Annotated in this window: 18 protein-coding genes and 1 pseudogene; 2 read left to right on the top strand and 17 right to left on the bottom strand. The window is 53.6% G+C overall.

From position 1 onward, the window contains the following. Positions 1-250: 250 nt before the first annotated feature. Genes EBA_RS22705 through EBA_RS22715 form a run of 3 tightly spaced genes read right to left on the bottom strand, consistent with a single transcriptional unit; the run spans position 251 to position 5,936 of the window. On the bottom strand, positions 251-3,355 hold the full coding sequence (locus EBA_RS22705) for an efflux RND transporter permease subunit (RefSeq protein ID WP_192376855.1): 3,105 nt from the start codon (positions 3,353-3,355) through the stop codon (positions 251-253). Beyond that, positions 3,352-4,530, bottom strand: coding sequence for an efflux RND transporter periplasmic adaptor subunit (locus tag EBA_RS22710; RefSeq protein WP_192376856.1), 1,179 nt, complete (start codon positions 4,528-4,530; stop codon positions 3,352-3,354). Before EBA_RS22710 ends, EBA_RS22705 begins: the two co-directional genes overlap by 4 nt. After that, positions 4,527-5,936 carry an efflux transporter outer membrane subunit gene (locus EBA_RS22715; protein WP_192376857.1) on the bottom strand — a complete coding sequence of 470 codons (1,410 nt, stop codon included), beginning with the start codon at positions 5,934-5,936 and terminating at the stop codon, positions 4,527-4,529. Before EBA_RS22715 ends, EBA_RS22710 begins: the two co-directional genes overlap by 4 nt. A gap of 312 nt (positions 5,937-6,248) precedes the next feature. On the opposite strand from EBA_RS22715, the gene EBA_RS22720 reads away from it, so the two are divergent. Continuing rightward, positions 6,249-6,992, top strand: coding sequence for a methylenetetrahydrofolate reductase (locus EBA_RS22720; protein ID WP_192376858.1), 744 nt, complete (start codon positions 6,249-6,251; stop codon positions 6,990-6,992). 168 nt (positions 6,993-7,160) lie between these two features. Here the strand turns inward: EBA_RS22720 and trpC are convergent, their stop codons facing one another. The 6 genes and pseudogenes from trpC to trpD all read right to left on the bottom strand — a co-directional run bounded on the left by trpC (position 7,161) and on the right by trpD (position 11,588). Further along, positions 7,161-7,958, bottom strand: coding sequence for an indole-3-glycerol phosphate synthase TrpC (trpC, locus tag EBA_RS22725; protein ID WP_192376859.1), 798 nt, complete (start codon positions 7,956-7,958; stop codon positions 7,161-7,163). A 728-nt stretch (positions 7,959-8,686) separates the two neighbouring features. After that, positions 8,687-9,229, bottom strand: a complete 543-nt coding sequence (locus EBA_RS22730) for a hypothetical protein (RefSeq protein ID WP_192376860.1) — start codon at positions 9,227-9,229, stop codon at positions 8,687-8,689. A gap of 32 nt (positions 9,230-9,261) precedes the next feature. Continuing rightward, positions 9,262-9,467: pseudogene (locus EBA_RS22735) on the bottom strand (transposase); the annotation flags it as partial. A gap of 459 nt (positions 9,468-9,926) precedes the next feature. Further along, positions 9,927-10,232, bottom strand: coding sequence for an addiction module antidote protein (locus tag EBA_RS22740; protein WP_033157514.1), 306 nt, complete (start codon positions 10,230-10,232; stop codon positions 9,927-9,929). A gap of 3 nt (positions 10,233-10,235) precedes the next feature. After that, positions 10,236-10,532 (bottom strand): type II toxin-antitoxin system RelE/ParE family toxin, encoded by a 297-nt coding sequence (locus EBA_RS22745; RefSeq protein WP_192376861.1) that lies wholly within the window; start codon positions 10,530-10,532, stop codon positions 10,236-10,238. A 39-nt stretch (positions 10,533-10,571) separates the two neighbouring features. Further along, positions 10,572-11,588 carry an anthranilate phosphoribosyltransferase gene (gene trpD, locus EBA_RS22750; RefSeq protein WP_192376862.1) on the bottom strand — a complete coding sequence of 339 codons (1,017 nt, stop codon included), beginning with the start codon at positions 11,586-11,588 and terminating at the stop codon, positions 10,572-10,574. Positions 11,589-11,966: 378 nt separating this feature from the next. Here trpD and EBA_RS22755 point away from each other — a divergent pair, with 378 nt between their 5' ends. Next, complete coding sequence (locus tag EBA_RS22755) at positions 11,967-12,812, top strand: hypothetical protein (RefSeq protein WP_192376863.1); 846 nt, start codon at positions 11,967-11,969, stop codon at positions 12,810-12,812. A gap of 66 nt (positions 12,813-12,878) precedes the next feature. Here the strand turns inward: EBA_RS22755 and EBA_RS22760 are convergent, their stop codons facing one another. The 8 genes from EBA_RS22760 to groEL all read right to left on the bottom strand — a co-directional run bounded on the left by EBA_RS22760 (position 12,879) and on the right by groEL (position 21,113). After that, the gene (locus EBA_RS22760; RefSeq protein WP_267874702.1) at positions 12,879-14,123 is read right to left on the bottom strand and encodes a TIGR03862 family flavoprotein; all 1,245 of its coding nucleotides are present in this window, start codon (positions 14,121-14,123) and stop codon (positions 12,879-12,881) included. 7 nt (positions 14,124-14,130) lie between these two features. Further along, positions 14,131-14,388, bottom strand: a complete 258-nt coding sequence (locus EBA_RS22765; protein ID WP_192376864.1) for a Txe/YoeB family addiction module toxin — start codon at positions 14,386-14,388, stop codon at positions 14,131-14,133. Beyond that, a complete protein-coding gene (locus EBA_RS22770) occupies positions 14,385-14,621 on the bottom strand; it encodes a hypothetical protein (RefSeq protein ID WP_192376865.1) in 237 nt (78 codons plus the stop codon). Before EBA_RS22770 ends, EBA_RS22765 begins: the two co-directional genes overlap by 4 nt. An 86-nt stretch (positions 14,622-14,707) precedes the next feature. Next, entirely contained in the window at positions 14,708-15,241 is a 534-nt protein-coding gene (locus tag EBA_RS22775; RefSeq protein WP_225616403.1) for a DUF2442 domain-containing protein, read from the bottom strand. A 7-nt stretch (positions 15,242-15,248) separates the two neighbouring features. Continuing rightward, entirely contained in the window at positions 15,249-15,839 is a 591-nt protein-coding gene (locus EBA_RS22780) for an anthranilate synthase component II (RefSeq protein WP_192376866.1), read from the bottom strand. Next, positions 15,836-17,320, bottom strand: a complete 1,485-nt coding sequence (trpE, locus tag EBA_RS22785) for an anthranilate synthase component I (RefSeq protein ID WP_192376867.1) — start codon at positions 17,318-17,320, stop codon at positions 15,836-15,838. Before trpE ends, EBA_RS22780 begins: the two co-directional genes overlap by 4 nt. A gap of 108 nt (positions 17,321-17,428) precedes the next feature. After that, complete coding sequence (locus tag EBA_RS22790; RefSeq protein WP_192376868.1) at positions 17,429-19,216, bottom strand: sigma-54-dependent Fis family transcriptional regulator; 1,788 nt, start codon at positions 19,214-19,216, stop codon at positions 17,429-17,431. 214 nt (positions 19,217-19,430) lie between these two features. Then, positions 19,431-21,113, bottom strand: coding sequence for a chaperonin GroEL (groEL, locus tag EBA_RS22795; RefSeq protein ID WP_192376869.1), 1,683 nt, complete (start codon positions 21,111-21,113; stop codon positions 19,431-19,433). Positions 21,114-21,120 lie beyond the last annotated feature (7 nt).

A 21,120-nucleotide genomic window follows, 5' to 3' on the forward strand; every position in this document is an offset into this window, starting at 1 on the left:
TTCTCATAATCATGCTAATTTCGGTTGTTTGGCAATTTTTACTTATAAAAATACGGCGAGATGGCTAGGGATTTGTCGCATACATAGGCAGCCATGTATATAACAAATCCACTTAGCTCTAAAAATGTTCGTATTTCGGTTTGAAATGGATGGGTATGGATGGATCGATTAAGTAGATTTTATGCTTTTTGTAGATACGCCGGGCAAGATCACTCTCTCCAGTTTATATTTTCCAAACCGACACGGCCTATCATCTGTTCCCCAAAATTGCGTAACAGACCGGTGTCAAAACCAAGCTGGCGGCCATACCAATCAGCAGGCCTGCCGATAGCGACAAAGTCATCGGAATCAGAAACTGCGCTTGCGGACTGGTTTCTATCAACGTCGGCAGGAAGCCGGCGAAGTTAGTCAGAAAAGCCAATAAAATCGGCCGGAAACGCGAGGTACAGGCAGCGGCGATCAGCGTTTCCACCGGCGTGTCGTCATCGCCGTGCTGGCGGATGTAGTCCAGCAATACCAGGCTGTCGTTAACCACCACACCGCTGGCTGCAATCATCCCCACCAGCGACTCCATCGACAAGGGCAAGCCGGCTGCCCAATGCGCCAGCACCGCGCCGCTCCAGGCCACCGGCGCGGCCAATAGAAAGATCAGCGGTTTGCTGTAAGATTTAAACGGCACCGCGATCAAGGCGTAGATCACCAACAGCGCTATCAAAGTATTTTTGCCGAAGGCCGCCAGCATGGCTTCCTGTTCCTGGCGCTGCTGACCGATTTGTACGTTCAAGCCCGGAAAAGCTTGCTCAAGATGCGGCAAAGCACCGCTCTCCAGTGCCGCGTAAATGCCATTGACATCGGCCTTGGTCGGATCGACGCGGGCCTGTACTTTCAACACCCGATGCCGGTCTTCGCGATTCAGCCGGGAATAGCCTTGTTCCAGCTTGATCTCGGCCAGATCGTTCAGCGGTACGCTGTTGCCGTTTGGCAGGCGTACCGGTTGCGCCTTCAACGCGTCCAGCGATTGCCGTTGTTCCAACGGATAGCGCACCATCACTTTCACTTCGCGGCGGCCGCGCAGGAAACGATGTACTTCCTCTCCGTAATAACCCTGGCGAACTTGCTCGGCCAATTGTTCCAGGCGCAAACCCAGGCGCTCAGCCTGCGGCTTCAGAGCCAGACGCACTTCCGGTTTGCCGGGTTCGGCGGAGTCGATCACATCGTAAACACCGGGAAACGCTTCCAGTGTCTTTTTAAGTTGCTCCGCGGCTGGTTGCAGCAAACCCGGATCGCCCGCCCCCAGACTTAAGTCGATGTCGTAAGGCACATCGCCTTCCTTATAGATAAAATCGATTTTGCCACGGCCGATGTCGCCGATCCGCTGCCGCCAGCCCCGGATGAATTGTTCCACTTTCAAACGCCGCCGACCTTCCTCAGAAAACTCCAGCCAAATGCCGCCGCCGTGCTCCCAGATAATGGTTTCCACACCGACGATGACGCTGTGATCGTTGGCATGGGCCGCGCTGACACTGTCAAGGTTTGCTTGATTGCGCCCATCCAACTGGTCGCGCAAGGCAAACAAGGCATTTTCCACCTGAGCGGCTAAGGCCTGAGTTTCGCTATACGGTGCGCTTTGCGGCAGACTCATTTGCACCCAAAAACTGTCTTTAGTCACGTCGGGATTGATCGATTGCCGCACCCGGTCACTGAGCACCAAGGCTGCGCAGATTGCCAGCAGCCCGATGAACAAGGCCACGGTCAAATAACGCCAGGCCAGTGCGGCTTCCAGTAAGGGCCGGTAGACGCGGTCGACGAAATCATTCAGCCCTTGATTCATGCGTTCGCGCAAGCGTTGTAAACGGCTCGGGCTTACTTGAGTGTCGATGTCACCAACCAGATGCGACGGCAGAATCAGTAAGGCTTCGACCAAGGAAAACACCAGGGTCAATATCATCACCAGGCAAATCGGCCGCATCATCTGCCCGGCCCAACCGGGCAAAAACAGACCGGGCAAAAACGCCACCAGTACGATCAATACCGACAAACTGACCGGCAACGCTACTTCCTGCACCCCGCTTATCGTGGCTTGCAACGGCGTTAGTTTGCCTTCGATCTGCCGGCTATGCACGCTTTCGCCGATGATAATGGCATCATCCACCAAGATGCCCATCGCCAACAGAAAGCCGAACAAGGACAACATGTTCAAGGAAATATCCAAGGCCGGCATCAACCAGAACGCACCCAACACGGAGGTAAAGATGCCGACGCCCGCCCACAGCGCTACCCGCAGTCGCAAGAATAAAGTCAGCACCAGGCAGACCAGCACGAAACCGCTCAAACCGTCTTCCAACAGCGTGCCGATGCGCTCGTCGTAGGCTTGCGAATCATCCCACCAGGTAATCAAGCGCAAGCCTTCCGGCAATTGCGTGCGCATCTCTTCAACGTAAGCTTTGACTCGGCGCGCGACCGCAACGCTGTCCTGTTCGGCGTGGATTTCCCAACCCTGGGCGGTCTGACCATTGTGGTGCCAGGCCCATAAGCGTTCCTCAAGGCCATCCTTGATGGTGGCAATCTGATCCAAGCGCAGCCGATTACCGTCCGGTAAAGTCTTGACGATCAAGGCGCCGACCGCATCCGCATCGCGGGCGCGGCCGCTGACGCGCAGTTGCAGCTCGCCGTCGGGGTTTTTAATCAAGCCACCCGGCAGATCGACCGAGGCCTTGCGCACCGCCTGCGCCACTTCATCCAGAGTGAGTTGGTATTTGCGCAATTGTTGCGGCAACACTTCGATGTCGATTTCATACGCCAGCTCGCCGTAGTTGCGGGCTCTACTCACGCCAGGTATCGCCGCCAATTGTTCCTGAATCCGGTCGCCGTAGCGTTGCAAGGTGGCGGCATCGGTGGCGCCGTGCAAGGCCAGCCAGATTACGCCGTCGTCGTCTTCGCGGTCAGCCGGCAACACCTGGATTTTTTCCAGCTGTTTCGGCAGACGCGGAATGGCTTGTACCCGGCTTTGCAGCGTCGCCATCATCTGGTTGCGATCATGATCAGGCAGTATTTCAACTTCGATCTTGCAGTTATCGCTCCTGATCTCGCCATGCAGATGTTTAACGCCCGGCACATCGTGAATGGATTCTTCGATGGGTACGCACACCGATTCCTCGACTTCGGACGGTCCGGCGCCCGGAAAAACAGCTTCGATCACAATTTTATGCGGACTGAAACGCGGGAACACTTCCTTATCGACACCAAGGATGCCCAGCACGCCGCCGGTCAGAATCAACAGCATCAATAAATTGGCCGCGACCGGGTTGCCGGCGAACCAAGCCAATAGGCCTACACGCTGGTTGGAATCAATCATCGGCCGGGTTCGCGCGGCGCTTCTATCGCGTTGACCTTCATTCCCGCCACCGGCACCGGCAGTTCCGACACCACCACCCGTTCACCGGGATTTAGACCGGCTTTGATAATGGCGCGCTCGGCCTCCTGGCGCAGCACTTCAAGCTGCCGAATTTCCAAGCGCTGCTCGCTATCGACCAGTTTGACTTGTTGCAAGCTGCTCAATGCGCTGCGCGGCAAGGAAAACAGGCCATCACGCACCACACCCTCGATCTCGGCTTGCACGAATAAGCCGCTCAATAAGGGCGAGCGATTCCCAGTTTCCCGAAACGGTTCGCCGACTTGCGCGACCAGATAGAGCTGACCGCTGTTGTCGTCCAACACCGCTTCGCTGCGGACGATGCGACCTTGCCAACTTTGCGGCTTACCGGCCAATTCCGCCCGCAATGTCACCGCCGGCCAGCGACCGGCTTTGCCGTTTTCACCCAAAGGCAGTTCCAGAAAAGCCTGTTGTTCGGTGCCGATGGGCAAACGGATTTCGGCGACGTCGCTGGCATAAATTCGCGCTACAACCGCACCGGACGGGAGGTACTGACCCAATCCGGCTTGCTTGCTCAGTACCCGACCAGCAAACGGCGCCCGCAATTCGCAGCGGCTGCGGTTGAGTTTGGCCTTGGCCAAATCGGCTTCGGCGGCCTTGAGTTTGGCTTGCGCCTCCGCCAGTTGCGGCTTGCGCAACGCCAACGGGCTGGGTTCGCCTTCGCCCAATGCTTGCCATTCGCTTTGCGCCTGCTCGACTTGGGCCTGTTCGTTGATCAGCACCCGCCGAGCCTCCGCCAACTGCGCTTCTGCGGCGACGATGGCGTAATCGTAATCTCGCGGGTCTATGGTCAACAGTATTTCATTGGCGCCAAAAAAACCACCGGCGACCAGAGCCGGATGTGCTTGTACCACCTTGCCGCCGACTTCGGTCACCAAATCGATGGCCTCGCGCGGCGTCACCACACCTTGCGACATCACGTTCAGTCGCAGGCTTTGCGGCTCGACGCGAATAACCTTGACGCTGGGGATAATCGGCTCGGCGCTTTGCTGAACGGCTTGCGGCTTGGCGGCGATAATCGCCCAGGCCGCGCCGGCTGCGGCCAGCAAGACCAGGATGGGTAACAGAATTTTTAAATTGCGTGCTTGCGGATTCAAACGCCACCGCCTAATGCCAGATAGAGGTTGATACGATTGTTCAATAATTGCCGCTGCACGGCCAAATGCGCGCTTTGCGCATTGAGGGTGCTGCGGTAACTATCGAGCAAGGTCAAGATTTCGATCAAACCCTGCCGATAGGAATACACCGCCAGCTTACGGCTGGCCTCGGTTTGCTGCACCGCTTCGCGTAAGGCCTGTTCCTGAGTGCGCAGCCAGGCTTCGGCGGCTAATGCTTGCTCCACTTCCCGAAAGGCATTTAACGCCACGCTTTGATATTGGTTAAACGCTTCCTGGACCTTGGCCTCGTTAAAACGGATTTCGCCTTGCAGCCGGCCGCCGGTAAACAGCGGCTGGGCCAGGCCGGCGGCGAGGTTCCAGGCTGCCGCGCGCGGGTCGATAATCTCGGTCAAGGCCGCACTGCTGGCGCCGCCGGCGCCCGTCAATGTTACGCGCGGCAACAAGGCTTTTTCGGCGCTTTCCAAGCGCGAGTCGGCGGCCCGCAAGCGTTTGAAGGCGGCGATCACATCCGGGCGACGCTCCAATAGCTCGGCGGGTAAGCCGGCAGTCAAGCTTGGTGGCGGTTGCGGCAGCGATAGTGCAGGGTCGAGTTGATTCGATCCGGATTGCCTCAGCTGATTGTCCGGATAACGGCCCAACAACGCTTGCAAACGCCTGCCGATTAATTGCACATCATTTCTGGCCTGCGCCAGCTGTGCTTCGGCATTCGCCAGATCGGTCAGCACCAGCCGTAAATCCAGGCCACGGGTCAAACCCTTGTTAAAGCGACCGCGTACCAGATCGGCGATCACACCTCTATCCTTGATCGATTGCGCAGCCACCGCGGCTTGCAATTGCGCTTCGCTGAATTCGAAATAAGCTTGGGCTATCCGCGCCGCCAATGACAGTTGCGCGGCGTGAAAATCGTCGCCGGCGGCCTCGGCGTCGGTTTCCGCCGCTTGTTGTCCGGCTTTAATCCGGCCCCACACATCCAGCTCCCAGCTTAGGTTAAACAACGCCGTAAACGCGCCGTACTCGCTGCTTTCGCCGCCGGCATTGGTTTTTGCGCGTTGATAGCCCTGCGCAAGCGACAATTGCGGCCAGCGCCCGGAGCCGGCGATGACTGCTTGCTCGCGCGCCGCATCGACACGGGCGGCGGCGCTTTTCAGATCAAAGTTATCAATCAGGCCAGCGTTGACTAGCTCAGTTAAACCCGTATCGTTAAAAGCTTGCAGCCAACCGGTTACGGCCGGCTCGGCAAAATGGCCGTTGCTGCTCCAGTGCTGCGGCGCCTGAAAAGCCAAAGCCTTGGCGTCGCGCGGCGCTGGCGATTCGCAGCCAACGGCCCATAGCGCCGCTAGGGCTGAAAAAATCCACAACGTCGGGCAATAGAATTTGGCGGGCATTAAGTCGGAATGGCGAGAAGCGATAAATGAATGAGATGAATAGTGGCTGACTATTAGTTAAGACGTTCAAGACCGCAAAATCCCCACCGCAACTGAAAAATAGAGGAGCATTTGCCCGGATCGCGTGACAATTAACGACATTGTTTGCGATCAGGCTTTAACGGCACAGCGAATTTTAAGAGCCGGGTTAAAAACGGGTAATCGCGCCAATTCACCGGAGTTTGTTTGTACTGCGGTACAATCGCTGCCTTAAGTGATGCATTACATCGACGCTATTTATTTCATCCCACTAACGAACCAGCATCCATACGAATGAATATTTCGTTTGAAATCGTCCCTCGCAGCCTAGAAGCTTTCGACGAGCAATACAGCTTTGTCCAAACGCTGGACAACAGTATCAACATCATTAATGTCCCGGACATCCAGCGCTTCGATACCCGCAGCTGGGAATTGGCGACCCGCGTTGATCGAAGCAAATACCGGTTTATTCCACATTTTCGGGCGATAGATTTTAAAATCGAAAGCGGCGAACTCTACCGCATCATCGAAGAATATGCGCTGGACAGCGTCTTGTTGGTGTCCGGCGATCCGCCGGAAGGTCTGAAGCGCTCGTTTTACAATACCGATGTGGTGGATTTGATTCGGGCCGTGCGCCAGCGTTTTCCCAATTTACATATTTATGCCGGTTTCGACCCGCATCGCAGCGGTGTGCAGGATGAATGCGATTACATCCAGCGCAAGGTCGATGCCGGTGCCGGCGGCTTTTTCTCGCAGCCGTTCTATGACAGCCGTATGATCGACATCTACGCCGAGCATATGCAAGACCTGGAAACCTATATCGGCATCAGCCCGATCACCAGCAAAGCCTCTATGAACTACTGGGAAGTGAAAAACAAGGTCAAGTTTCCGAAGAGTTTTCGGCCGGATTACGACTGGAACGTCGAATTTGCCAACAGCGTGATTGCCTTGGCAGCGGCGCATGGCTTGAACGTCTATTTCATGCCGATTCGGATTGATTTGGCCCGGTATTTTGCTGAGATTAAATTGGGCGGGTAATATGAGATTTGCTTGGGGAGCCGGAGGAATCCGTCATCCCCGCGCAAGCTGGGATCCACTTTTTTGATTTTCCTGGGTTCCCGCGTTTGCGGGAACGACGGGAGAAACGCCTGCCGTTCCGCGAGGAAACTCCTCCTTAGACGCTCTGGGTAATATCTTGGTGTTGGCCTAAAAAAACAACTCACGCATTTTTTTGCCTGGCGATTCTGCACGCATAAACGCTTCGCCGACCAGGAAGGTGTAGATGCCGTTGTCCTGCATCAATTTCACATCGGCCGGGGTGTGAATGCCGCTTTCGGTGACGATTAATTTGTCGGCCGGGATGGTGTTTTTCAAATCCAGCGTGGTTTGCAAGGACACGTCGAAGGTACGCAGATTGCGGTTGTTGATGCCGATCATATTGGTGTTCAGCTGCAATGCCCGTTCCAATTCCTCCGCGTCGTGCACTTCAGTCAACACATCCATGCCCAAACCGGTGGCGGTGTCAGCCAGTTCTTTCAACATCGCGTCGTCCAAAGCAGCGACGATCAGCAGGATGCAGTCCGCGCCGAGTGCGCGCGATTCGTGGATTTGATACGGGTCGATCATGAAGTCCTTGCGAATCGCCGGCAACGGGCAGTTTTGCCGCACCATTTGCAGATTGGCTTCCGAACCCTGGAAAAACTCTTTGTCGGTCAGCACCGACAAACAAGTCGCGCCGCTAAACGCATAATCGACGGCAATTTCCACCGGCTTGAAGTTCTCGCGGATCACGCCCTGGCTGGGTGAGGCTTTCTTGATTTCGGCGATGATTGCCGGCTTTCTCTGATCGGCCTTGCTGCGCAATGCAGAATAAAAGCCGCGCGGGCCTTGCACGGTGCCGGCTAGTTCTTCCAGCAGCGACAGCGGCGTGTTGCTTTTGCGGCGGGCTACTTCTTCGGCTTTTTTGGCTAGGATGGTTTTTAGGATGTCTGGTGTATCTGTCATGTTTCTTGTTTAGTTTGTGTCGCTATCGCGACGGTTATTTTAACGTCGGGTTCACGAATCACATCCGTGTGTTTCGTCCTACGGATGCTTCGCATGCAAATCGGCTATCCTGCCGATTTGTCGGCCCGACAGCCGAGATACTTTCTTTTGTGTGGACAAAAGAAAGTATCCAAAGAAAAAGCCACCCCAATGCCGCTTTGATCCTGCGCGCCGAAGGGTTTGAACGGGGTTGCCTGGCTTCCTGCCCCTGCATGCAACGCGCCGCATCCCTGCGTCGCCCCTAACAGACTATTACGTCCAAACCCTCCAGTGTTAGCGGCATAGGGGAAGAAAACCATCCCGGAATTACAAATTATAAAATAGGCTGCGGTAGGTCCGATTACCGAAGCGTAATCGGACGCATGTTAATCATCCCCCGCTACCATTTTAAATCTCCGTCCCAATTTTCTAGATAATCGTCTTTTTCAACATATCGATGAAAACTCGAAAACGGCCAATCGGCAACTCGTGACACAAGCCCATGCTTAACCGGATTAACATGCACATAATCCACCCTCAGGGCTTCACGTAACAAATCTATTTCCCGACGCAGTAAATCGTGGTTTTTACGTTCCAGCAAATTTACCGTAAAAACCACGTACCACCCGGACCAAATGCGCGTCGGTAATTAGGCATTGTTTATTGCCGTTTTTGAAATTAGCCTTGGTTAAGTTTAAACATGCGTCCGATTACGCTTCGCTAATCGGACCTACGCCAGCTAGATTTACCTTGCGTTGACTACTGATACGCCATATCGAAGAGCCTAGCAGTACAGATGTATATAAGGCTAGAGATGAAGGGAGAGGTAAAACAATTTCATCAAGATACTGCTTACGGTAGCCAACTTGGAAACTCTGCTCTTGCGTAGAATTACCCAAAAAAACCCACTGACCTGTTGGGCCGACATCTGGATCAAAGGTTCCTTGAAACTCATAGTTATAGAAGTTGAGGTTAACAACCTCGATATGATAACTTTCTTCCAATGCAATAAAGAAAAAGGCGTCATCATACTCAACATTTACATAACTCTTAGATTCTATAAGTGACGCGCCACTATAAATAGTCGCTTGCTGTCCAGGCCAACCGCCGCCCGAATTAAGCTCGGGTGGGTAAAAGTAATCAGGGACTAGGAAGGATTTGGATTCTTCTAAGATACCTTTTACTAGGCTCGCATGACTTGGAAATGTAATAACGCCCAAGAAAAAAAATAAAAACGTAATGATTTTTTTCATAATCTTTTTCTCCGTGAAACTAGATAGTGTCGTCATAAGATAGCCGCCCAAAGTGCAATACAGCGGATGTGTAGCGCAGCCAGGAACGAGACTGCGTTTTTCGTGTAGCGGGTAGCAATAGCTCGCCATCGCTTCAAATGCAAAAAGCATTTTCCACAAGTTGGCGAAGGCGATAAATTGCCTTGTCATACGCTCGTTGTTCAACCCGATTTTTCTTGGGCGGAATAACGACTTCCATTTGTTTTGACAGGGCTTTAGTCGCGAACGATGCGCATCCGAACGTCGGCAACATCCTACAGCAGAACACTTACCCAAGCTTACCAAATTATCTGCCGCCTTTAGTTTTCAAGGTGCGCGGTTAGTCCCCTATGCCGCGCCGAGCACCGGAGAGTTTGGGCGGATAAGCCCGACGGGGGACGCATGGATGCGGCGCGTAGCATGCAGGCGCGGGGAAGCCCCTTCAGGCAACCCCGCTCAAACTCTCTGGAGCGCAGGAAACACGCGGCATCGGGGTGTCTTTTCTTTTGAATACTTTTCTTTGGACAAACACAAATTCGCCTGGAGCGAATTTGAACAGCCGATAGGCTGGCCCGAAAGGCGAAAACCAAGGATGGTTTTCGTAGAAAAAGTATCCCGGCTGTCGGGCCGAGACCCGACTACAAAATAAACCCGTCGCGATAGCGACACACAATTAATCTCAAGCCGCTATTGTCTGCACCGTCAGCTTAACCCCAAGCGCCTTGCAAACTTTGGCAATGGTCTCGAAACGCGGTTGGGCGTCGGCGCGTAAAGCTTTATACAAGGCTTCGCGGCTGATGCCCGCGGCAGCGGCAATTTCGGTCATGCCTCGCGCCCTGGCAATACTGCCGAGTGCATTGGCCAAGGCCGCCGGATCATCTTCTTCCAGAACAACGGTTAGGTATTCGGCAATGGCTTGATCGCTATCCAGATGTTCGGTAATGTCGAATACGGGCAAATCGGCAATTTTGATTTTTTCGTTCATGATTCAGTCCTCCAACAACGCGGCTAGGCGCTGAGCTTTGGCAATATCGGCGGTCTGGCTTGATTTATCGCCGCCACCCAGCATCACAATCAACACCTCGCCTCGCTGCACATAGTACATCCGCCAGCCGGGACCGAAATGTTCACGCATTTCAAAAACACCCTCGCCTACCGATTTAACGTCACCGAGTTTGCCTTGTTGGGCTTTTTCCAGTCGGCGTGCCAAACGGCGGTGGGTTAATCCATCTTTCAAGCCAAACAGCCATTCGCTGAATGCGGGGAGTTGTTTGATTGTGTACATGCAGAAACTGTAATCGAACGATTACATCACGTCAATACTTTAACCGGCTTTTGAATACGCCACCAACGCCTCAAACTTCCCCAACGCACTCCCATCCGCCAACACCTGATGCGCGCGGCGAATCCCAGCATCCAGCGAGTCGGTCAAATCGGCGGCATAAATTGCCGCGCCGGCGTTCAAGGCAACGATGTCGCGAGCCGGGCCAGCTTGGTTGTTCAATACCGAGCGAATGATAGCCAGACTGTCGGCAGCACAGGTAATCGATAGCGTTTCGAGGCTGGCGCGAGACAAGCCAAATCCCTCGGGCGTGATGGTGTAGCAATGGATGATGCCGTCGATCAACTCGGCAACGTCGGTGGGCGCAGCGATGCTTATTTCATCCAGGCCGTCGCGCGCATGCACCACCAGCACATGCTTGCTGCCCAGTTTTTTCAAGACTTCCGCGACCGGCACCAGCCATTGTTTATCGAACACGCCGATCAATTGATGCGGCGCATTGGCTGGGTTGGAGAGCGGGCCGATCAGGTTGAACAGGGTGCGCACACCCATTTCCTTGCGCGGACCAACGGTGTGGCGCACTGCGCTGTGATGTTTGGCGGCGAACAAAAAGCCGACGCCGATGTCGTTGACGCATTGCGCCACCTGTTCGGCGGGCATATCCAGATTGATGCCGGCGGCTTCCAATACATCGGCGCTGCCGCAGCTGCTGGATACCGAGCGATTGCCATGTTTGGCCACCTTGCCGCCCGCCGCTGCCACCACGAAAGCGGCGGTGGTGGAAATATTGAAGGTATTGGCTCCGTCGCCGCCGGTTCCGCAGGTGTCGATGACATGTTCGCCGTGCACCGGGACCGGTCGCACCAGCTCACGTAACACACTGACCGCCGCGGCGATTTCTTCAATGGTTTCACCCTTGCAGCGCAAGGCGATCAAAAAGCCGGCGATTTGCGCGTCGGTTAATTCGCCTTGCATCATTGTACGCATCACATCGCGCATTTCCTCGGTGCTGAGGTCTTGTTTATCCAGAAGTTTTTGCAGCGTGGCTTGGATTTGCATGGAGTGGGTAGCCGGTGTTTTGGTCAAGGCAGGGATGATAGCAAACGACAGCTCATATCGAAAACCTTGCGGGCTGGCAATCCCTCGCGACTGAGGGCGCTTGCCTATACGTTCTCGAGAATGGGTAGATAAAGAAAGGCGATTTTATTGCAAGCCAGCTTATAAATTTCAAGTTTTATTGACGTAGCGCATTGATTAAGCCGTTTTATTTTTATGGTAATTGACGGGGATTGGCTTAGCTGTTAAATGATGACCAAGACTAGCATTTTAAATAAGCGGCTTATCGCTAAGAGTTAGTCTTGACTAGCATGGCGACGGCTTTTGGCCGTTTGGTCATGTGATGAAAATTTGTTCTCGTTAATCAATGGAGAAATTACCATGAAACACCTTGCCAAGCCGATTCGGCGACCTTACTTTAAGACTTATCTGTTTAGTATCCTGGTGCTACCGCTTTGCCTTGCTCAATCCACCGAGGCGGCCACGGTTTCCGCGAGCGCGGCCATCGATTGGAGTACCTTTAAAATTACCGCCATCGATATTGGCAATGGCCTGCCAACCTTGACCTGGAGTAATCAGTACGACAATAGCCAAGTGAATTATGGTTACTACTATAACGCCAATGACAGCGCGGCAAATTGGAGTTCAGGGACTTCGACTACAGAAGGACTATCCACATCGACCTATAGCAGATCTGCTTCCAGCGCCACATCGATTAACGAAATCAATGCCAATGCCTCTCTAAACGGCACTTTTCCGTATCAAAGCTTATCAGCCAGCAGCAGTAGCCAGCGATCCGGCAGTTTTACTGTGCAAGGCAGCGGACTGTTAATTTTCGAAGCGAATTACAGTTTGATGGGGGACCTGGGCGCCTCAAGTAATGCCTCCGCAAGCTCCAACGCAAGCTTCAATTTGAGTTACTACAACGGTGGAAACTCCGGGTCAGTCAACCAAAATGTCAGTCGCTATCTATCGACCGGCTCCGCGCCAGTGACGGAAAACGATATATTGTCTGTTGCTTTGGTCTTTAAAGACGGCTGGAGCGGAAGTTTTTCCGCGAATACCAGTGCATCGGTTTACGGGTACGACTACGGAACCGGAGGCGGCGGAAGTGTACCGTTACCGGGTGCTTTCTGGCTATTTGGTAGTGTCTTGGCCGGAGCCGCCTCGTTGCGGTCGGCTAAAACAATTCGCGGAATGTGGCCATTTGCAGAAGTCGCAAGCTAAACAAGATGTTGAAGGGGTGGCGCCAGCTACCCCATTTTTGCATCCGACTATGGAGTGGGGTGTTCTTTAAAACTTCTCACGGAGGTTTAGCCAGTCACACACGCCCAGACCGGCACTGCGGCCGGTAGCGAAGCAAGCCGAGAGCAAATACCCCCCAGTCGGTGCCTCCCAATCCATCATCTCGCCGGCGACAAAAATGCCGGGTAACGCGGTAAGCATAAGATTTTGATCAAGGCTGTTAAAACTCACACCGCCGGCGCTGCTGATCGCCTCCGCGATGGGCCGGGTGGCATGGACAGTGATGGGCAAGGCTTTGATAGTCTTCGCCAGAATGGCGGCATCAGCAAATTGTGCCTGACTGAGCGCCTCATGCAGTAAGGCCGCCTTGACGCCGGAAATGCCAACCCGACTCTGTAAATGGCTGGATAAGGACCGGGAACCCCGAGGGCGGCTGATTTCGGCCAGCACCCGTTCTTCATCGCGTCCGGGCAGTAGGTCAACCGTGAAGGTAGCATTGCCGTGAACATGCAGATATTCGCGCAGCCGCCGCGAAAACGCGTAAATCAGGCTGCCTTCCACGCCGTGCCCGCTAATCACCATTTCGCCTAGTCTGCGTTCGGTGTAGCCCTGCGTGTCGGTAAAGGTCAGCGCTACCGATTTGAGCGGCGCGCCGGCAAACTTCTCGCGCAGATGCGCACTCCACGCCACTTCAAATCCGCAATTAGCGCTTTGCAAGGGTGCAATTTCCACGCCGTGCGCCTGCAACCAAGTCACCCAAGCGCCATCCGACCCCAGTTGGGGCCAGCTGGCACCGCCCAGGGCCAACACGGTTGCCTGTGGCTTGACCGAAATTTCGCCTTCCGGATTGCTCAGACGCAACGCTCCATCGTCATCCCAACCCAGCCAGCGGTGGCGCATATGAAAGTGCACACCATTCGAACGCAAGCGATGCAACCAGGCGCGTAGCAGCGGTGCGGCCTTCATCTCCGTTGGAAACACGCGGCCGGATGTGCCGACAAAGGTTTCTATGCCCAAGCCTTGCACCCAGGCTCTGAGGGCCTCAGGAGAAAAGGCGTTTAGCATCGGTTCCAGTGTGGCACGCTGTGTGCCGTAGCGAGACAAAAACGGCTCGAATGGTTCCGAATGGGTGATGTTCAACCCACCCTTGCCGGCCATCAAAAATTTGCGTCCAGCGGAGGGCATCGCGTCATACACAGCGACGCTCAAGCCGGCCTGGCTTAGCACTTCGGCGGCCATCAAGCCGGCCGGGCCGGCGCCGATGATAATTGCTGAATAGCTAATGGCGGTCACCTTGGAATCAACGGTAATGATATTTGCACGCGACGATTAGGCACTCACCATTTTGTACCCGGTAAACCAAACGATGTTCCTGATCGATTCGCCTAGACCAAAATCCTTGCAGCTGATGCTTCAAAGGCTCAGGTTTACCCAATCCACTATGAGGATTGCGGGCGATGTCGTTAATCAGCGAAACGATACGCTGGTAGATTTTTCTGTCGGTTTGCGCCCATTCATTGAAGTCTTGAAATGCACTTCGCTCGAAAGCGATTTTCATAGCTCGGATAGGTCAATACGAACGATATTTTGTTTTTGCTCGATATTGTTAATGGCTGTTAGCAAGCGTTCGCTGTTAACCGGATTTTTCAGCAAATATGTAGTTTCGTCTTCTTCGGCCTCCAAGCTATCGCAAATGGCGATTTCCACTACTTTATCGTGGAACAAGGCTTTAACAGATTGCAGAAAATCGTCGTTAAGCTCGCTGGCTTTGAGTTTGTAAGTTGTGTACACGTTAATGCGCTCCCGAAATTTTGAGTTGGCGGTAACAAAGTCAGCATTAGTAACAGGAATTGCCGTTACTCCCTAATTCAAGTGGCTTATATCTTGGCTTGCAACAAATGTCTATCAGGATGCTTGATCATTTCTATTGTCAAATCAACATCGATCTCCGGCCAATAAAAATGATCCGGCGATGGCTCTTCGACTTGGTAGATGATCTGAAGAGACTGGTTTTTAAACCACGGGAAATCGTCATATGCCATGTACAACGTATTTTCCCTAGTTTTCAACCAAAGGCCATGGCTGGAAATTTGAGTTACTTCAACACTAAAAGCTTTATCGCTATCCGGAGCATCCGATCTGGGTGTCGTAGAATTTTTTCGGAGCTTTGAAATTTCCTGCCAAATAACCGGTATTGCGGCTAAACCCAAAATGAATTGAAACCAAAAAGCAAACCAGAACCATCCGGGCCTTTCGTTAATATCAATAATCGATCTACTGCGGCCAAAACCGATTTCGCCGGTAAACAATGCTTCCAGACAACGGTATACGAAATATAAGTCCCAAGCGAAAACCACGAACCAAAAACTCAAGCCAAGCAATGTTGAAATGCGGGACTTAGCTCCTGTCATTTCAATCTTACCGCGCCAAAAAATTCCGCAACATATCATGCCCATGCTCGGTCAAAATCGACTCCGGGTGAAATTGCACGCCTTCGATGTCCAGCGTTTTGTGGCGCACGCCCATGATTTCGTCGATTTTCCCAGCCTCATCCTGGGTCCAGGCGGTCACTTCCAGGCAATCGGGCAAGCTAGTTTGTTCGATGACCAGGGAATGGTAGCGGGTCGCGGTGAACGGATTGCTTAAGCCTTTGAACACGCCTAAATCTTTGTGATACACCGGCGACACTTTGCCATGCATGATTTGCTTGGCGTGGATGATGTTGCCGCCGAAGGCGTAGCCTATGCTTTGGTGCCCCAGACAGACACCCAAAATCGGGTATTTGCCAGCATAGCGATGGATGGTGTCCACGGAAATACCGGCTTCTTTGGGCGTGCAGGGGCCGGGGGAAATGACGATTTTGTCGGGACGCAGCCCTTCGATGTCCTCGACGGTGACCTCGTCGTTACGTACCACCACCACCTCGGCACCAAGTTCGCCGAAATATTGCACCAGGTTGTAGGTGAAAGAATCGTAGTTGTCGACCATCACCAATCTGACGCCGCTCATGCTTTGCCTCCGAGGCCGGCTTCGGCCATGCTGACGGCGCGGAATACCGCGCGGCCTTTGTTCATTGTTTCATCCCATTCATTGCGCGGAATCGAGTCGTAGACAATGCCGGCGCCGGCCTGAATGTGTAAGGTTTGATCTTTGATCACCGCGGTGCGAATGGCGATGGCGGTATCCAGATTGCCGGACCAGGAGATATAACCGACCGCGCCGGAATAAATGCCACGCTTGACCGGCTCCAACTCGTCGATGATTTCCATCGCCCGAATCTTGGGTGCACCGCTCACTGTTCCAGCAGGAAAGGTGGCTGCGAGTACATCAAACGCATTTTTGCCGTCCTGCAATTCGCCAGTGACGTTGGAAACAATGTGCATCACGTGCGAATAACGCTCGACGATCATTTTATCAGTGAGTTTGACGCTGCCGATTTTGGCGACGCGGCCGGTGTCGTTGCGGCCCAGATCGATCAACATCAAATGCTCGGCAATCTCTTTCGGATCGGCCAGTAGTTCTTTTTCCAACTCCAAATCCTGTTCGTGGGTTTCGCCACGACGGCGAGTGCCGGCAATCGGGCGGACGGTGATTTCGTTGTCTTCCAGGCGCACCAAAATTTCCGGCGAGGAACCGACAATATGAAAATCAGCCAGGTTCAGATAAAACATATACGGCGACGGATTCAGACAGCGCAAGGCACGATACAAATCCAGCGGCGATGCTCTAAATGGTATCGACATACGCTGCGACAACACCACCTGCATGCAATCGCCGTCGGTGATGTATTGCTTGGCTTTTAGCACCGCATCTTCGTAGCCCTGTTGGGTAAAACCGGAGACAAAATCGTTTTCGTGGACGTGTTTACTGGCCGGATGTGCTCGCGGATTAGCTTGCAACTCTCTTAACTTAACCACCAGTTCGTCCAGTCTGGCCTTGGCATTTTCGTAAGCTTGGGCTTGGGTCGGATCGGCATGGGTCAGCAACAGCATTTTGCCGGACAGGTTGTCGAATACCAGTAAGTCTTGCGACACCATCAACAAAATGTCCGGCGCGCCGATAGGGTCCGGCTTGCCGCTGGGTTGCAAACGCGGCTCTATGTAGCCTATGGTCTCGTAACCGAAATAGCCGACCAGACCGCCGTTAAAGCGCGGCAAACCCGGCACATCCGGCACCTTGTAGTCTTGCCGAAATTCTTCTATCCATTCCAGCGGCCGGGCGTGCTCAAAAGTTTGGGTGTCCTGGCCGTCTTTTTCGACCGTGATGTTGTGGCCGCTGATTTTGATACGGGTTTTGCAAGGCAAGCCGATGATCGAGTACCGTCCCCACTGCTCGCCGCCATGTACGGATTCGAACAAATAGGAATAAGGGCCGTCGGCCAGCTTTAAATAAGCGCTGAGCGGCGTGTCCAGATCGGCCAACACTTCGCGGCAGATCGGAATGCGGTTATAGCCTTGTTGGGCGTATGCGGTAAATTCGGCGGGTGTCATTATTATTCTCTTGAAGCAACCGGTTGTGCGACTCGCGATTGTAACGCACAACGCGCCCAGCAGCGACCCGCGCGGCTTAAAACTATGCACTCGGAAATAACACCAAGCTTAGCCGGCTTGTGAATGCTCCCGCCAATCGATTTTATCCAGACCGAATCGTTCGATTTTCCGATACAAAGTGGTGCGGGTTATCCCTAAGTTTTTTGCCGCCAATGAGATATTTCCCCCGCATTCCCGCAAGCTGGCTTTTATGCCGTACAACTCCCAATCTTCCAGAGTCATAGCCCGGCCGGGAACTACCGACAGCGCGTAAGGCGGTATATTATCCAAGGCTATATTGTCGATAGCCGGCACTACTTTGGCCAGTTCTTCGACAAAATCCAAGGGCAAATCCTGCCGGGTAATCAGCGTGTCGCCGGCAGTGTAGACCGTGGCCCGGATCACATTGATTAATTGCCGAATATTACCGGGCCATGGATGCTGCTCTATTAAGGTAATGACACTGGGACAAATCCTGATTGCCTGAGGATTGGGCAGATTGGCCAACTCGCGTTGCAATATGTGATGAATGATGCCGAGTTTGTCGTCGCGCTCGCGCAAGGGCGGTAGATGAATTTGTGCGCCGTTCAGCCGGTAATACAGGTCGCGGCGAAAACGGCCGGCTTCGACGGCTTCCAGCAAGGGGACGTTGGTGGCGGCGACGATTTGTACGTCTACCTTAATCGGCTTACTGCCGCCGACCGGCGTGAATTCCGAGGTTTCCAGCACCCGCAGTAAAGTCGATTGTAAATCCAGGCTCATATCGCCGATTTCGTCCAGAAACAGGATGCCTTTGTCCGCAAGCAAGAATTTTCCCGGCTTGCCGGCGTTGCGGGCGCCGGTGAAGCTGCCGGCTTCGTAACCGAACAATTCGCTTTCGATCAAGTCGTGCGGAATCGACGCGCAATTGATGGCGATCAGTGGCTGATTCTTCCGTGGTCCGGCGTTTTTCAGTAGGTTGACGAAGTGATCCTTACCCACACCCGATTCGCCGGTGATCAACATCGGTATCTTGTGGTTTTGCAGTTTGACGGCCTTCGCAACCAAGGCTGTCAACTGCTCGGAAATCGCCGATTCGTGCTGGCTGGGTGGTTTTTTTGCCAGCTTGAACGGTATTTTTTCCAGTACCCGCGCCTGAGCTACCGGGCTTTGGGTTAAGGGCAGATTGGTATTCAACAGCACACACAATAAGTGGAGAAAGGCGAAAAGCGAATTCATGCTTTCTTGCCTATCGCTGATCAAACCAATCACAGCCGATATATTGTTGTGTTGGTCCAATAAGGGGTAGCCGACTGTGGTGAAGGGATGTAGCAGGCTTAAAAAATGCTCCATGCCTTGAAAGGCAATCGGCTTTTTCAGCTGCGCGGCAGTGCCGATGCCGTTATTGCCTAAAACCGCTTCGCTCCAGCGACTGTGTTTTTCATACAAACTCAGCATAAACGGACTGGCAAACGGATTTTCACCCAACACTTGTAATAAGCGGCCTTCGGCATCGGTCAAGACCAGCATGACCCCGGCTTCTTTCAGAAACACGTCGAATTGGTGGCCCAAATGGCTGAGCATCTCCGAAATGCTTTGCGCATCGGGGCTTATAAGCAGCTCCGGATCGCTTATGAAGCGCAGATGATCCCAGCGCGCATAATTGCCCAAGGGCAATTGATAGTCCTCCAAGCAACGGCGCCAGGATTCGGAAACTTCCGGACGCACCCAATCGGCATGATCCGGGACGCAACGGGTTTGCGCCATCCAACGCCAGGCCTGTATCGGTCGGTCAACTTCAAACTCCAGCGTGGGTTTGAAAGCGCAAGCTTCTTTGATAATTTTTACGTTGTGGGGCAAATGCAAGGCAATATCCATTTTTCCTCTTGTATTTTGGTGTGCCAAATTAGTATCGGCACAAAACAAAAATATAAAAAACAGAGGTTTAGCTGCTTTTTACTACGATGCTGTCCAAAATAACAAAATCAAAAAAAGAGGCAATGCGACATAACGTCACATTGCCTTACTCTATTGCAGAATAAAGGAAAAAACTCTCACTTTCGGAGGCGGAGAGGCGGGGATGGGTGCGCTGTTAAAGGCGCGGATCTTCGCGGGTGGCGGCGGCCCATTCGGGCGAAAAGTCGGCCATGATGGATAAATCCGGCACGTCCATGATCACGGTCTCGCTGCTGATCAAAGTGGCAACCACGCTTACCGCGTTACGTAAGGCCATGCGCACAACTTTAACGGGGTCGATAACGCCAATGTCCAGAAAATGCCCGTAATTCAGCAACTGCATATCGATGGCAAACGCCGGGTCTGCTTGCGAGGATAAGCGCATCAAAACTTCTTCACTGTTCAGGCCGCAATTACTCAACAATTGTCTTAGCGGTGCGCCCAGCGCATGTTTGACGATGGTGATGCCTTGCTGCTGCTCAGCGTTTTCGGCAATAACCGCTTCTAACGCGACCATGCAACGCAACAAACCTACGCCGCCGCCGGGCAAAACACCTTCTTCCAGCGCGGCCTTGGCAGACAAATACGCATTTTCGATCCGCACCAGACGTTCTTTGATCTCCATATCGGTGATCCCACCGACATTAAAGGTACCGGTCTTACCTGACAAAACCGAGATACGCTGTTCCAGCTCTTCCGATTCGTGTAGATTTCCGGTGGCTGAACCTTCGCCGGGCTTACGGGCGCGAACCAGCGCCAACTCAGCGCGTAACGCTGCTATGCGCGTGTTTACCGACTCGCGCGCACCAACCGCACCAACGATAGTCGTGCTGCCTTCTGCAATTACCGCGCGTTGGGCCTGACCCAGCTGCGCCAGTGAGACATCTTCCAGCCGCATGGCATGCCCTTCCAAGATAGCCGTGCCACCGGTTAACAACGCCAAATCGCTCAGTCTATTGATGCGGTTGTCACCAAAGCCGGGCGGCTTGACTGCTACCACTTTGAAAATACCGCGGACATGATTCAGCAGCAAGCCTGTCAAAGCCTTCTCGGCCACCGCTTCAGCGATCACCAGGAGGGGGCGGCCTTCAGCAGCCACTTCTTCCAGAATAGGCACCAGCTCCATGAAGTCACTGATTTCCCGGTCATACAGCAGGATATAGGGCCGCTCCAAAACGGCTTCGGCCCTGGTTTTATCGGTAATAAAATACGGCGACAAAAAGCCCTGTTCGTAATGGATGCCTTCCACAATCTCCAGCTGGTCTTCTCGGCCATTGCCGAGTTGGAAGGTCAATGTGCCGGCTTCGCCAAGCTCGGCCAGGGCTTGTTTCAACAGTTTGCCGACACCGGCTTCGCCTTTGCTGGCGACTAAGGTAATTTTTTCGACCCAGTCATCCGTGCTTGCAGTGACAGCGGTTTTTTTCAAGTGCTGTTCCACCAAGATCAGCGCCACTTCCATCCCCTTTTGCAATTGCAGGGGATGAAAACCGGCCGCCACGCATTTCAGGGCTTCGACAGCCAAACTTTGCGCCAGAACAATTGCCGTGGTGGTGCCGTCGCCGACTTCGCGGGACACCGAGCCGGCCACATCCCGCAGCATGCGTGCACCTAAATCGGCAATACGATCTTCCATGACTATGGAGTTGGCAACGGTGACGCCATCCCGAGTAAAGATGGGTATGATGCCGTCGGTCCGATGTTGAATCATCACGGCGGGACCCGCGCTACCCAAGGTAACGCTGGCCGCTCGCGCCACCGCATTGATGCCTTGCAGCAAACGCTGCCGAGCCTCCGGGTTGTAAATAATTTGTTTACTCATGTCTAGG

This window comes from Methylomonas albis, from assembly GCF_014850955.1.
GTDB classification, from domain to species: domain Bacteria; phylum Pseudomonadota; class Gammaproteobacteria; order Methylococcales; family Methylomonadaceae; genus Methylomonas; species Methylomonas albis.

Bases quoted from the DNA above. Each gene is read 5' to 3' on its own strand.
- EBA_RS22765 (WP_192376864.1), bottom strand. From the start codon at position 14,388: ATGAAAATCGCTTTCGAGCGAAGTGCATTTCAAGACTTCAATGAATGG.
- EBA_RS22720 (WP_192376858.1), top strand. From the start codon at position 6,249: ATGAATATTTCGTTTGAAATCGTCCCTCGCAGCCTAGAAGCTTTCGAC.
- trpE (WP_192376867.1), bottom strand. From the start codon at position 17,320: ATGACACCCGCCGAATTTACCGCATACGCCCAACAAGGCTATAACCGC.
- trpD (WP_192376862.1), bottom strand. From the start codon at position 11,588: ATGCAAATCCAAGCCACGCTGCAAAAACTTCTGGATAAACAAGACCTC.
- groEL (WP_192376869.1), bottom strand. From the start codon at position 21,113: ATGAGTAAACAAATTATTTACAACCCGGAGGCTCGGCAGCGTTTGCTG.
- EBA_RS22705 (WP_192376855.1), bottom strand. From the start codon at position 3,355: ATGATTGATTCCAACCAGCGTGTAGGCCTATTGGCTTGGTTCGCCGGC.
- EBA_RS22755 (WP_192376863.1), top strand. From the start codon at position 11,967: ATGAAACACCTTGCCAAGCCGATTCGGCGACCTTACTTTAAGACTTAT.
- EBA_RS22780 (WP_192376866.1), bottom strand. From the start codon at position 15,839: ATGAGCGGCGTCAGATTGGTGATGGTCGACAACTACGATTCTTTCACC.
- EBA_RS22715 (WP_192376857.1), bottom strand. From the start codon at position 5,936: ATGCCCGCCAAATTCTATTGCCCGACGTTGTGGATTTTTTCAGCCCTA.
- EBA_RS22775 (WP_225616403.1), bottom strand. From the start codon at position 15,241: ATGACAGGAGCTAAGTCCCGCATTTCAACATTGCTTGGCTTGAGTTTT.
- EBA_RS22790 (WP_192376868.1), bottom strand. From the start codon at position 19,216: ATGGATATTGCCTTGCATTTGCCCCACAACGTAAAAATTATCAAAGAA.
- trpC (WP_192376859.1), bottom strand. From the start codon at position 7,958: ATGACAGATACACCAGACATCCTAAAAACCATCCTAGCCAAAAAAGCC.
- EBA_RS22745 (WP_192376861.1), bottom strand. From the start codon at position 10,532: ATGTACACAATCAAACAACTCCCCGCATTCAGCGAATGGCTGTTTGGC.
- EBA_RS22730 (WP_192376860.1), bottom strand. From the start codon at position 9,229: ATGAAAAAAATCATTACGTTTTTATTTTTTTTCTTGGGCGTTATTACA.
- EBA_RS22740 (WP_033157514.1), bottom strand. From the start codon at position 10,232: ATGAACGAAAAAATCAAAATTGCCGATTTGCCCGTATTCGACATTACC.